The sequence below is a fragment of the Tepidiphilus sp. HLB4 genome (assembly GCF_054823945.1).
The window spans coordinates 38,429-50,869 of sequence record NZ_JSYB01000067.1 but is presented as its reverse complement, the minus strand read 5'-3'; the positions used below and the strand labels follow the sequence as shown (position 1 = coordinate 50,869).

The 12,441-nt window shown below is 63.1% G+C and carries 10 protein-coding genes; 1 reads left to right on the top strand and 9 read right to left on the bottom strand.

The window, feature by feature from the left end; genetic code table 11:
* The first annotated feature begins 70 nt into the window (after positions 1-70).
* Positions 71-1,108: a lipopolysaccharide heptosyltransferase II gene (waaF, locus tag OA56_RS09385; RefSeq protein ID WP_461584898.1), complete on the top strand. Its 1,038-nt coding sequence runs from the start codon at positions 71-73 to the stop codon at positions 1,106-1,108.
* Between the two features lie 35 nt (positions 1,109-1,143).
* Here the strand turns inward: waaF and OA56_RS09380 are convergent, their stop codons facing one another.
* The 9 genes from OA56_RS09380 to rfaP form a co-directional block, all read right to left on the bottom strand.
* Entirely contained in the window at positions 1,144-2,103 is a 960-nt protein-coding gene (locus OA56_RS09380; RefSeq protein ID WP_461584896.1) for a glycosyltransferase family 2 protein, read from the bottom strand.
* A gap of 29 nt (positions 2,104-2,132) precedes the next feature.
* Complete coding sequence (locus OA56_RS09375; protein ID WP_461584894.1) at positions 2,133-3,503, bottom strand: O-antigen ligase family protein; 1,371 nt, start codon at positions 3,501-3,503, stop codon at positions 2,133-2,135.
* On the bottom strand, positions 3,500-4,306 hold the full coding sequence (locus tag OA56_RS09370; protein WP_461584892.1) for a glycosyltransferase family 2 protein: 807 nt from the start codon (positions 4,304-4,306) through the stop codon (positions 3,500-3,502). The genes OA56_RS09375 and OA56_RS09370 overlap by 4 nt, the downstream gene beginning before the upstream one ends.
* Positions 4,307-4,356: 50 nt before the next feature.
* Complete coding sequence (locus OA56_RS09365) at positions 4,357-5,178, bottom strand: hypothetical protein (protein WP_461584890.1); 822 nt, start codon at positions 5,176-5,178, stop codon at positions 4,357-4,359.
* Positions 5,175-6,632, bottom strand: a complete 1,458-nt coding sequence (locus OA56_RS09360) for an ArnT family glycosyltransferase (protein WP_461584888.1) — start codon at positions 6,630-6,632, stop codon at positions 5,175-5,177. Before OA56_RS09360 ends, OA56_RS09365 begins: the two co-directional genes overlap by 4 nt.
* A gap of 117 nt (positions 6,633-6,749) precedes the next feature.
* Positions 6,750-8,489 (bottom strand): carbamoyltransferase family protein, encoded by a 1,740-nt coding sequence (locus tag OA56_RS09355; RefSeq protein WP_461584886.1) that lies wholly within the window; start codon positions 8,487-8,489, stop codon positions 6,750-6,752.
* Entirely contained in the window at positions 8,486-10,009 is a 1,524-nt protein-coding gene (locus tag OA56_RS09350; RefSeq protein ID WP_461584884.1) for a lipopolysaccharide kinase InaA family protein, read from the bottom strand. Before OA56_RS09350 ends, OA56_RS09355 begins: the two co-directional genes overlap by 4 nt.
* Positions 9,985-11,535 carry an ArnT family glycosyltransferase gene (locus OA56_RS09345; RefSeq protein ID WP_277081407.1) on the bottom strand — a complete coding sequence of 517 codons (1,551 nt, stop codon included), beginning with the start codon at positions 11,533-11,535 and terminating at the stop codon, positions 9,985-9,987. The genes OA56_RS09350 and OA56_RS09345 overlap by 25 nt, the downstream gene beginning before the upstream one ends.
* Positions 11,532-12,410: a lipopolysaccharide core heptose(I) kinase RfaP gene (rfaP, locus tag OA56_RS09340; protein WP_461584900.1), complete on the bottom strand. Its 879-nt coding sequence runs from the start codon at positions 12,408-12,410 to the stop codon at positions 11,532-11,534. The genes OA56_RS09345 and rfaP overlap by 4 nt, the downstream gene beginning before the upstream one ends.
* Positions 12,411-12,441: the final 31 nt, after the last annotated feature.

Genomic DNA, 12,441 nt, shown 5'->3' with positions numbered 1-12,441 from the left:
AAGATAGGCGAGCATCCGAGCACCGCGCAACGCCGCCATGCAGCCGCGCAGTAGGTTGCTCGAGGCGCCCATGACGAACCGGCAAATCCTGGTCATCGGCCCTTCCTGGATCGGCGACATGATCCTGGCGCAGAGCCTTTTCAAGCTGCTCGAGCAGCAGGACGAAGACTGCGCGATCGACGTGGCCGCACCCGCCTGGACCCTGCCGCTGCTGGAACGGATGCCGGAAGTGCGTCAAGCCATCGCTCTGCCCTTTCAGCATGGCAAACTCGATCTGTGGCAGCGCATCCGCATCGGACGGGCGCTGCGCCCCAAGGGGTACGAGCAAGCCATCCTGCTCACCAATTCCTTCAAATCCGCCATCCTGCCTTTCGTCGCCGGCATCCCCCGGCGTACCGGCTTTCGCGGCGAGATGCGCTATGGACTCATCAACGACCTGCGTCGGCTCGATCCGGTTCGGCTGCCCATGACCGTGCAGCGCTTCGTCGCCCTCGGCCTGCCGCCCGAAGCCCCGCTGCCCGAGCCCCTGCCGCGCCCCGAGCTCATCGCCTCGCCCGAGGGGGCTTTGCAGGCGCTGCGCCGCCTGGGGCGCGAGCTGCCTGATAGCCCCGTCCTTGGCCTGTGCCCCGGCGCGGAATTTGGCCCCGCCAAGCGTTGGCCGGAAGAACACTACGCCGCCGTGGCCCGCTGGGCGTTGGAGCAAGGCTATGCAGTGTGGCTCTTCGGTTCGGCCAAGGACGCCGCGATCACCCAGGCCATCGATCGCCTGAGTGGTAACCGCTGCCTCGATCTGGGCGGCAAGACCCGATTGGGCGAAGCCATCGACCTCATGTCGCTGTGCTCGGCCGTGGTGAGCAACGACTCGGGCCTCATGCACGTGGCGGCCGCGCTCGATCGCCCCCTGGTCGCCCTCTACGGCTCCTCCGACCCGCACCACACGCCACCGATGAGCGAGCGCGCCTCCATTCTCCACCTGGGCCTGCCCTGCAGCCCCTGCTTTGCCCGCGAATGTCCTCTCGGGCATCTGAAATGTCTGCGCGACATCGCACCAGAGCAGGTCATCGAGCGCCTGGCACCCCGGCTGGCGGAGGCTTTGCCGAAGGCATGACCCGCCGGACGGACGTGGCGCACGGTGGGCACTCCTCAATAACCGTCCGTCTGCCGATAAGGCTGTACCTGACGCCCGCGCAGACCCGCAATGATCCCTCCGGCCTTGGCGAAATGCCTCAGGCCGTGGTACCAGCTGCGCTTGAATTTCCGATAGCCCCCAAGCAGCATGACTGGGGAAAAGACGAGGCGCAGCGTCCCTTCCACCCCATGCCGCACGAGTTCCTTGACGGCACGGCGTGCGGTTTTTTTGGCTCCGAACAATTTGGACTCGATATAGACGCGATTCGCGCTCGAACGATATTGGCGCTTCAGGCGCCAGCGGATCGTCAGCCGGTTCGGCACGACGGCCTCCGATGCCACGGCGTCGCTCAGATAGACGATGCGCCCGCCCTGGTGGACCAAGCGCATGAAAAAATCGGTATCGCTTCCCCCCGTGAGCGCCATGTTCGTATCGAATTGCAACGACTCGCCTTCAGGCCCGAGCACGCTGGTACGGAACATGACGTTGGCCGTGGCGGCGCGCTTGAGCAAAGCGCCGTGCTTGGTTTCGGCAAATCCCTTGTTCGCCAGCCAATCCTCGTACCCTGGCGGGAAAATGTAGCGCACGGGACCCGTATAGGCTTGCGCCTCGTAGGTGGCCACACCTCGTGCATAAGCCATCAGCCAGCCCGGATCGGCTTCTTCGTCATCGTCGATGAACGCGATCAAGTCCGCCTTGACCGACAGGGCATGGCGGCACACGGCGTTCCTGGCATGAGGAATGCCACGTCGCGGCTCGATGAAATAGCGGATCGGATACTTCGGATCGGGAAATGCACGGCTTATCATCTCGGCGAGATCCGACTGGGCGTCGTTGTCGACCACCACGATCTCGACCTTCCACCCTTCAGGGCATTCCTGTGCCAGCACCGAAGCAAGACAGCGGCGCAGCATTTCCGGACGCCGGAAGGTGCAAATGCCGATGATGAGATGCGGGCGCTCGCTCGAGGCCATCGATCACTCTCCTGGATCTTTCAGGTTGCTCACTGTGCCTCCACTTTGTCCGCCCTTGTCGCCTGTTCCGCTTCTTTGCGCGGCGATGCTGCAGGGCGCTGCAAGTAAAAAGCATAGATGAAGCCAAAGATCACGCTGTTCAAATAGAACCCCGTTTTGTAATTGATGTACGACTCGAAAGAGTTGACGACCCCCCAGAACACGAGAAAGGCCCAGGAGAACAAGAACACATCCCGCGGCATCGCCCCTTCCTGCCAGGCCACATACACGCTTCTGCCGATCGAGCCCACGATGGCGAGCATGCCGGCGAAGCCGACGATGCCAACCGCCACCAGGGCCTCGACATAGGAATTGTGCAGATGGCCGAATCGATCCTTGAACTCGGGTGTAAAGCGCTCATCGGCAGCGATCAATTTTTTGACCGAAAACACTCCCCAGCCGAACACGGGCCTCTCGGCAATCCAGTCAGGAGCAGCGCGCCACAGGGCGATCCGCGCCCCACTGCTCGACAATTGGGCGCGTTCATCGAAACGAGCCGCCTCCCGAAGGGTCTCCACCCCGATCTCTTCTTGAGCAAGGCGCGCAGTGACCCGCTCCGGGACGTCGAGCGCCGCGAACAGTACGGCCGCGATGACGGCTGCCAAGAGCAAGGGGATGGCATGGATTGGACGCCGCACCCAAATCCACACCGGCTGCAGCCCCCCCGTCATCAGCGCAAGCACCGCCGCCGTGAGGAGCGCTCCGAGCAATCCCAGCCACACGGCCCTCGTCTGCGTGGCGACCACCCCGAACAGCATGAGCGCTGCACACGACACGATTCCGCCAAGCGCCATGAGTCTTAGGGGAGACGAGCGCAGACGACCTACTCTGAAGCCGAAGAAAAGGATGCAGAGAAAAGCCGTACCGAAAAAAATTCCTGCGTGTTGGTCATTGCGGAATCCGAAATTGACTCGTTCACCACTCAAATAAATCAGCCAGTGCTTTTCAGGGTCATGTAAAACAAGAAAAAATACCAAACCGAGGAAGGCTCCGGCAAGAAGGTAAAACGGGTCGATTCTTTTCCAGACGATCGTTCCATAAGAAAGGACCAGGAAAAACGAAAAAAAATAGGCATAATTACTCGGTGGACGTCCGCCGAACAGATGATCCGGAACGGTCACATACTGCCAAAGATACTCGAGGTACAACAGCAACGAAAAAGCGAGACAAAAGACCACGAGCGAATTTTTTCTGATCTCCTGCCGCTCAAAGAAGAAAACGAGGAAAAGCAGCAAGAGGGCCTGATTGATCGTTTTCACGCTGCCATCGGTGACGAACCAGACGAAGGGAAAGGCAAGCGCCAAGAGACAAAACAATGCCCCCATCGCCTCCCGAGGCGAAATTTTCCTGATCGAATTCATGCTCGATCCATCCAAGGTTCGCCGAAAACGGAAATCATCCGCTCGATTTGAGCATCGTTTCGCTCCCGGTTTTTCTTCCACAGGCTGGTAGACTGGCTGCCGCGCCAGGGATAAGGAACGTGTTTCGTTCCTGAATGACGGACGAGCCGTCCATTGAGCCGCACCATCCAATACAGCCAGACATCGTCCGCTTCGGGACAGAGCTGCATGAATTTCTCCCGCTCGAGCACGGCAGGATGAAAGCAGCCAGGCGGATACAGAACCCCGCCGATGCCGATGGCGAAATTCACCGGACTGGCGCTCTGGTCGGTCACCTCGAGGGCCCATTCCTTATACGGACGGATGGCATCTCCCTCCAGGCGGATGCGGCGGAGTCGATGTGCGATCACGTCCTGCGGATGCTGGCGCCATGCCGCCACCAGCTCGGCCAGCCAATCCGGCCAGTAGTAGACGTCGTCGTCCGCCGTGACGATGATCGCCTCGGGGAACGATTCGAGCGCCGGAATGATCTTCTTGTACGATTTGATGTCCTCGCAATATCGGATCTCGAGCCCCTCTCGTTGCAGATCGAGTATTTTTTGCGGCAAAAGATCGGCATCCGCATGGGCGATCCAAAGGATCAGCCGCGTCGGCTTCAGACGCTGCAATAAAAGACTTTTCACGGTGAAATGCAGCGTCGCAAACCGTGGAGGATAGGAGGTCAAGGAGACGATCAAGTCGGGTTTACCGGAATAAACCGCCGGCGCATGGAATCGCCGTAACCGCCAGCGGCAGGAGAGGCGCAGGCGGTTGCCGAGCGGCATGAAGCGCTTGCGCCATTTTTCTTTCTTCTTGCGCAGAAATTGCCGTAGCTTCATGAGCATCGCTTTTGCTGCGGCGAGGAAAAGGAGCGCAGATGGTCGATCAGCTTTCCTTGCCGCACTCTGTCCCGATCCCCGAACACCCACGCGAAATAGGCTTGCCGCCGCGGGCGGTACCGATCCGCCTCGGCCAGGGACGATTCGATGAGATGCGGCACATTTTTTTCTTCCCGCGGCATCTTCATACCACATTCAGACAAAGAGAAAAGTTTCGCGATGTATTCTGCCGGAAACCTCTGGCTCAAGTCCGCCCTCCTGCTCGGAGAGAACCACGTCCCTTCCACGAAGAGGAGCGGCAGATCGTAATACAGCGCTTTTTCCGCCGCGGAGGCGCCATCGGCGATCACCAGATCGCCGATGGCGAACAAGGTCGACAGTTTGCAGGAAGTCAGATCCAGCAAGGTGTTGCCTCGTTCGCGGCACAGCCGCTGCAGACGCAGGAAACCGAGACGGTCTTTGAGGCGGGCCGTGACCGACTGGCTCGGATGCGGCCGCAGGATCAGGTTGTAGCAGCGCGGCACCTGCCGCAGTAGTTTCTCCGCCATTACGTCCCACGAGCCGTGAGGCTTGCCCATCGGAAGATAGAGCAGCGTCTTGGCCGCAGGATCCAAACCGGTTCGAGTCAAGAAGTTTCGCTTCAGTTCGGGCGTACGCTCGGGAAAAGCGAGAAAAGGCAGATAGCCGGAGGGGATCAGTTTTTCCTGCAGGTCGGAGGCGGCCAGAAGTTCGGCCATTCTCGGGCCGATGACGCAGATGTGATCGAAATGGCGCATCGCCTCGATATCGGCCGGAGACAGGAGCGCGTAGGCGATCATCGACCTGCTTCCTCGCAGGCAGTACCAAAGCCGAATACTTCCAGCGATTTTTTTCTCTTGAGGTAGGGCGTAAAGGTGTGCAAGCGGCAGTCGGCCAGCGCAGCGACTTTCTCACCATCGTCGCTCTCGACCAAAACCATCATGTCGGAACGCTTCGCGCCCAAGTCTTGCAGGCGCGCGTCGTCGAGCACGGGGATGTCGCGCTGGGCATAATAGATGAGACGCTCGTCGAGCGAATGGTAGGCGTAGAGCGGCACGGGCGGCGCGGTGCGTAGCCATTGCGTGAACGGCGAAAAGGCTGCGACGCGGTACTCGTAGATGCGGGATTCGACGAGGCCAAAATAGAGCGCATAAAGCGCCGGCAAGGCGATGCCCAGCGCCAACACCATCCGACGCAGTCGCGCACCGCCCGTCTCGAGGAGCTCGGCGAGGCGCACGCCCAGCAAGAGGGCGAGGAGAGGATAGATCGGCAGCAGATATTTGGCGTGCTTGTTGCTGAAAAGCGAATAGAGCACGAAAGGGATCGCGACGGCGAGGAGCAGCGCTTTGCGGTCGTGATCGCGCCACCAGCGCCGCACGGTGCGAAACGGCCGAACCAGCAACAAGAGGGATGCCGGGAAGAAATCCCCTATGATCCATATAACATAATCGTAAAATGGATCCGCGGCGGACTCCAGGACTTTGTCCACCATGTCGACTTCGATGATGGAAAACCATACTTCCCAACCCAGTCGCCAGGTCACTACGGCATACCAGGATAGCCCCACCAATAAAAAGACGAGCCAGCCGAGCGGATCGTAGAAGGCCTGCCAATGACGCGCGCTGCGCGATGAAAGGGCCAGAGCGAAGAGCGGCAAGGCGACGAAAAGCAAGACCAGGGGCCCCTTGGTGAGCATGGCTAGCCCCAGCAGCGCGTAGCTCAGCCGCAGCCAGGCGCGCCCGCCGTCGTCACGTATGTAGTGCAGAGCAGCGAGAAGGGAGCCGACGCACAGGGTGGTGAGCAGCATCTCGATCTCGGCGCGCCGTGCGAAGACGGCGAATCCGGCGTTGGCGATGAGGATCTGCGTCGCGAACAAGGCCGGCCACGGACCGAACACCTTCCGCGCATAGCGGTAGCAGACCCACACGCACAGGCTCGCCGCGAGCGCCGAAGGCAGGCGCACCGCCCATTCGTTGGCAGCGCCGAAAAGCCAGGAGCAGGCTGCAGCCAACCAGTAGAGGAGCGGCGGCTTGGCGAGATAGAGCTCGCCGTTGAGCCGCGGCAGCAGCCAGTCGCCGCTGCGAAACATCCCCTCCGCGGGAATGGCACGGCGCGCCTCGTTGAAGGACAGGAGCGCGATGTCGCCCAATCCCCAGTAGAACACCAGCGCGCCGAGGAGGAAGGTGGCAAAGAGCAGTCGCCGGTAGAGGGCGTCGTCGGCGCGAGGCACTGCCGCGGCTTGGACGAAGGACATGGATTCTCCGTCAGGAAGCCTGCCCGGGCAGGGCTTGCCAAAAGCATATCCGCATACCGGGAAGAGCCGTTGCGAGCCCGCCCCGAGGCGCTCGTGCCAGGCCGACAGAACGCAGGCTCATTGCGGCACCCCCTCCTTGGTCACCAGGATGTCCTCCATCACGAGATACTGGAGATCGGAACCGAAGAACATGTCGAGCGCGTCGCTCGGGCTGCACACCATGGGTTCGCCGCGGCGGTTGAGCGAGGTGTTGAGCACCACGCCGTTGCCGGTGAGTTTTTCCAGCTCCCGCATCAGATCGTAGTAGCGCGGATGCTGTTCGCGCCGCAGCACCTGGGCGCGGGCGGTGCCGTCCTCATGCACCACTTCCGGCACCCGCTGCCGCCATTCGGGTGCCACCTCGAAGGTGATGGTCATGAAGGGGGCCGGATGGTGGGACTGCAGCATCTGGGGAGCGACGGTATCGAGCATGCTGGGGCAGAACGGCCGCCAGCGCTCGCGGAACTTGATCTGGGCGTTGATGCGGTCGGCGATGCCGGGCACGCTGGGGCAGCCGAGGATGGAGCGCCCGCCCAGGGCGCGCGGGCCGAATTCCATGCGCCCCTGGAACCAGGCCACCGGATGGCCGTCGGTGAGCAGCCGGGCGACCCGCACGGGCACGTCGTCGATTTTCTGCCAGCGCGGGCGCGCCGGGTGTTTGGCGCAGGCGGCGATGATCTCTTCGTTGGTATAGGCCGGCCCCAGATAGACGTGCTCCATCTTCTCCACCGGCACGCCGCGCTGCATGCTGACGTAGGCGGCGGCGCCCACGGCGGTACCGGCATCGCCCGCCGCCGGCTGGACGAAGAGCTCCTTGACGTCGGGCCGGGCGACGATCTTCTGGTTGAGCTTGACGTTGAGCGCCCCGCCGCCGGCAAAGGCAATCAGCCCGGTTTCGTGGATGACGTCCCCGAGATAATATTCCATCATCTCCAGCGCCAGCCGCTCGAAGAGCGCCTGCATGCTTGCGGCGTAATGGATGTACGGTTCGTCGGCCACGTCGCCCTCGCGTCGAGGGCCCAGCCATTCGATCAGCTTGGGCGAGAAGTAATAACCTTTGCCTTTTTCCTTGTAACGGCGCAGACCGACGACGTTGACGTAGTCGGTATTGACCACCAATTCCCCATCCTCGAAGCGCGCCAGACGCGAGAAATCGTAGCGGGTGGGGTCACCGTAGGGCGCCATGCCCATCACCTTGTATTCGCCATCGAGCATCTCGAAGCCGAGGTATTCGGTGATCGCTCCGTAGACGCCGGCCAGGGAATCGGGATCGTAGAATTCCTTGATCTTGTGGATGACGCCGTTTTCGCCGTAGCCGAAGAAGGTGGTGGCATACTCCCCTTTGCCGTCGATGCACAGGATCGCCGTCTTGTCGCGAAAGCCGGAGCAATGATAGGCGCTGGCGGCATGGGCCAGGTGGTGTTCGACCGGGACGATCTCGGTTTTGCCGAGGTCGAACCCTAGCTGCTGCAGGCACCATTCGATGCGCTTCTGGTAGCGGTGGAAACGGCGGTTACCGGCAAAAATCGCATCCAGCGCCCGATCGGGCGCGTACCAATAGCGCCGGGCATAATGCCAGCGCGCAGGACTGCCGAAAAGGGGGATGGGCGCATAGGGGATGGCTACGGCGTCCACTTCGTGCGGCCGGATGCCGGCCCACTGCAGGCAGAATTTCGCCGATTCATAGGGCATGCGGTTCTTGGCGTGCTTGTCGCGCACGAAGCGCTCTTCCTCAGCCGCGGCGACCAGCGTGCCGTCGATGTACAGTGCAGCCGAGGGGTCATGCCCCAAGGCACCGGACAATCCCAGAATCTTCATGTCGTACTCACTTTTTCCTCGATGATCGACAGGCCGGCCCGCCGCAGCACCGGATCCGGCCCATAGACGCGCCGCAAGGCCGATTCCAGCAGAGCGCGGACCGGCGGCGCGTCCTGCCAGTTTTGCAGGAAGCGGCGCAGATCGCGGGCATGGCGCCTGCGGTACCTGCCGCTACGGGCGTGGCGGTATTGGCGCAAGGCATCGAGATCAAGCAGCCATGCACCTCGGTCGACGATCTTGAGGTTGTCGGCTTTGAGGTCGCCGTGCTCGATGCCCAGCAGGTACAGCTTGTGCAAGAGCTTCGCCAGGCGCTCGGCCACTTCGCGCCGGACTTCGTCAGCGACCGAGGCATCGGCGAAGAGTTCGTCGACAGCGGGGCCGTCCACCCATTCGGCGAAAAAATATGCCTGCCGCCGCAGCGGACCGAAGCGGCGCTCCAGCACGGCGAGCGGACGCGCCGTGGCGATGCCGTACATGCGCAGCAGATGGGCGTTGCACCAGGAACGCACGGCCCGGGAACGGCGCAGGGCGATCTTCAGGCCGTGCCAAAAGCCCTTGACGTTGTAGCGCTTGATGACGATACGGCGCGCGCCGGCGGTCACGACGCCGATGGTGCAGGTATTGCCCGTCTTGAGGCGGCGGCATGCCGGGCGCTCCAGCCAGTCATCGGGGCGATCGAGCAGCGCGCGCAGCTCGGGGCCATCATGGGCGCGGGCCACGGCAAGGAAACGATCCCAGCGCTTTTCCACGCGCACGTCGGTGCAGGTGCGCAGGACTTTCCTCATGGCGTACTCTTGCGCCACCTGGTAGCGATGCCGCCAGACGGCCTCTTCGAGACGCCGCAGCATCCGGGCATCGGTCTGCCAGCCGCGTACTTCGGCGTAGACCTGCAGCAGCTGGGGAAGATGAACGTCCTCCTCGACGTCGAACTTGGAGAGCAATAGCGCCAGATTGCGCAGCGAGCGGCGCGGACCGAGCGGGCCTCGTCCGGCACGGATCCCGTCGCCGTCGAGGGTGTAGACCCGTTCGCCCTGGATGAGGAAATTCTTGAGATAGAGATCGGTCTGGCGCACTCCTGCCTGGTGATGCCTCGCCACCACCCGCACCAGCGTTTCCATCAAGCGCAGGCGGGCCTGGGCGTCGCCGGCAAGGGACGCCAGATACTCCTCGGCGTTACAGGAATCCTCGATGGCCTCGAAAAGGAGCACCCATCCGGCGCCGTCGGGCAGCTGCGCTTCATATAGCAGCGCCGGCGTATCGATGCCCCGCTCCTGCAGCCAGCGCACACCGCGCCGGTCGCGTGCGGCGTGGCGCTCGGCGCGGGGGCCGATGAAAATTTTGGCGTAGATCGCCCTGCCCTGCCAGCGGCCAGAGCAGACGAGCCGGGCGCCGGGCACCCGACGGACCACGCGCTCACACACCACGCTCGTGCCGTCGCTCAAAGGCAGGGAGAACGGCCCGTCCTCCGCACCGAGCACGGCGGGCGATCCCAAAATCACGGTTTGCGCCGCAGTCTGCATAGATTCAGTTCGTCGACCGAGGTCACGAGTTCGACGTCGATTCCTTCTAGGGCAGGCGGTTGCTCGGTGATCAGCCAGATCTCGCCCCGCTGCTCGAGCAGGGCAGGAAGATCTTTCGCGGCCACCGGCGGAATCACCCGTCCGGCATAGAAGGAAATCGCGCCATCGCCCGGTTTGGCATCATTCGGCCTGTCTTGATAGAGTGGAACTTCCGGGCCGGGAAGTTGGGCAGCCAGCGTCTTGGCGGCGGTCTTGTGCGGCTCCTTCGACAGATTGGCCTCGCCGTAGAGATAGAGCGCCGCGCTCACCACGGCCACCAGCAGCACGGGGAAAGAAAGCACCCGGGTATTCAGGAGCCGGTACGACACCAAGGGCAGCGCCAGAAGCGCCAGCCAGGGCAGAAATTCCAGCGCCGCGCTTTTATTCTTGAAGACCAGGTAGCCCATGGCCGCGAGCGCCGCCACACAGAACAGCCAGAACAAGATGCGGTTGAAGCGGACGAACCCGCCGCCGGCTTCGGCCAGATAATGGCCGAGGATCAAGGAAAGCGGCGGCGCAAAGAGAAGCGCGTACTGCATCTGCTTGTTGACGGTGAAGGAGAGCAGGACGAACACCACCGCCAGCCACAGCCAGGCGAAACGGATCACCGGCGGCAGACTCCCCTGGCCGCGCTGCCGATGGGCCCACCAACCAGCCGGCAGCAGCAGAATCCCCCAGGGGGCGAAGAATTCGAAGAAATGCTGCGGATACCACCACAGCGGCTTGGCATGGGTGCCGCTGACGAAGGTTTCGTCCACTTGCCTGCCGATGAAATACTGGGCGGCATCAGGCAGCGTCGCCAGCAGCCAGGCATACCAGCCGAAGGCGACGAGGAAGAGAACTGCCAATCCCGGCAGGCTGAAGCAGTTCTGCAGGAACTGCCGCACCCCGGCGCCGCGCCGCTGCAGCAGCGACCACGAGAGCAGCGTGAGGAGCGGAATGGCGAGCGCCGCCGGACCTTTGCTCAGGAAACCGAGCCCCAGGAGCAGGCCGAAGAGCATGCGGCGACGGAACTCGCCGCCCCGTTCGAGCAGGTCGTAGCCGACGAAGCAGGCTGCGGCGATGAAGAAGAGCAGGATCGCATCCGCCTCGCCGCTACGAAAGTAGCGCAGGCCGATGAAACTGACCACCAGCACCAGGCCGGCGTTGGTCGCCGCCCTCGCCCCTAGCCGGGGCATGCTCCATAGCGTCAGAAGAAAGGCCGACAGCAACCCGAACAGCACCGCCGGCAGGCGCGTGGCGGTCTCGTTCACACCGAACAGCCGGTAGCTCGCCGCGGTGAGCCAGTACGGCAGGGGCGGTTTCTGCAAGCGGAGCTCCCCGTTGTAGCGCGGCACCAGCCAGTCGCCGCTCACCACCATCTCGCGCGCCGTCTCGGCAATGCGCACTTCCTGGATCTTGTACAGCGGCCGCTCGCCCAGACCGATGAGCAGGGCCGGCAGCAGCAGCGCAAGCATCACGAGCAGCGAGGAATAGGATGTTTTCATCGTCGTGTCCCTGACAAATTTCCAGTCTCGTCGAACGGCGTCCTCAGCCAGCGTCCGTGGAACTTGTGGTAGAGCCGGCGCGCCCGCGCTTGCACCTGCCGCCAGAACGAGCGCTCGCCGACGAGGGTGCGGCGCAGGCTGCCACGGTAGAGGCGGATGAAGCGCAGGCAGTCGCGGCGGCTCAGGCCGATGTCCAGCGCCGAGAAATACAAGGCGGCAAGGTCTTTCATCCGATCGCGCCGGGAAGTGACGCGACGCACACCGACGCGGTGCAGGTCCATGAGATAGATCAGGATCTCCCCCTGCCGCAGGCGCTCCCCATCGAGGCAGAAATGGCAGAGATAGAAGTCGCGGTGGTTGAGCCCGTGTTCGTGCAGCGTGCGCGCGATGCGCGCGACTTCGGCGAGGATCGCGCGCTTGTGCGCCAAGGGCGGCGGGGAATGGGGCCAGTCGCGGCAATGATCTTCCAGCGAGACGATGTCCCCCAGGTCGCGCGTCATCACGAAGGAGCGTCGCCGGGCGGGGTTCGAGCCGCGGCTGGCATAGGCGACGCCGGGTGTGGTGGGAATGCCCAGCGCTCGAAGCCGCTCGATGGCGCGCCACTCGACGGAAGCATCCACCACGGGCCACTTGCCGGAGAAGAGATTCTTGAAGATCTCGCGCCACCCCACGCCCAAATGCTGCTTGACGAAGTAGGATTCGTCCCCTAGGCGCACCCTCAGGGTGCGCCGGCCGGGGACGTCGCGAAACACCTCCCCCTGCAGCGCCATGACGCGTTCGAACGGATCGCCGGGTGGCAAGAGGGAAAGGATCTCGGCGGGCAGATGATCGGGCGGCCGTCCCGCGCGGCACGGCGGCGCGGGCACGCCGCCCATCGCTCCGCCCACGGCACTTCGCGCCTGCGTG

Coding starts and splice junctions, on each gene's coding strand:
- waaF (WP_461584898.1), top strand. CDS start 71: ATGACGAACCGGCAAATCCTGGTCATCGGCCCTTCCTGGATCGGCGAC.
- OA56_RS09380 (WP_461584896.1), bottom strand. CDS start 2,103: ATGGCCTCGAGCGAGCGCCCGCATCTCATCATCGGCATTTGCACCTTC.
- OA56_RS09375 (WP_461584894.1), bottom strand. CDS start 3,503: ATGAATTCGATCAGGAAAATTTCGCCTCGGGAGGCGATGGGGGCATTG.
- OA56_RS09370 (WP_461584892.1), bottom strand. CDS start 4,306: ATGCCGCTCGGCAACCGCCTGCGCCTCTCCTGCCGCTGGCGGTTACGG.
- OA56_RS09365 (WP_461584890.1), bottom strand. CDS start 5,178: ATGATCGCCTACGCGCTCCTGTCTCCGGCCGATATCGAGGCGATGCGC.
- OA56_RS09360 (WP_461584888.1), bottom strand. CDS start 6,632: ATGTCCTTCGTCCAAGCCGCGGCAGTGCCTCGCGCCGACGACGCCCTC.
- OA56_RS09355 (WP_461584886.1), bottom strand. CDS start 8,489: ATGAAGATTCTGGGATTGTCCGGTGCCTTGGGGCATGACCCCTCGGCT.
- OA56_RS09350 (WP_461584884.1), bottom strand. CDS start 10,009: ATGCAGACTGCGGCGCAAACCGTGATTTTGGGATCGCCCGCCGTGCTC.
- OA56_RS09345 (WP_277081407.1), bottom strand. CDS start 11,535: ATGAAAACATCCTATTCCTCGCTGCTCGTGATGCTTGCGCTGCTGCTG.
- rfaP (WP_461584900.1), bottom strand. CDS start 12,410: ATGGGCGGCGTGCCCGCGCCGCCGTGCCGCGCGGGACGGCCGCCCGAT.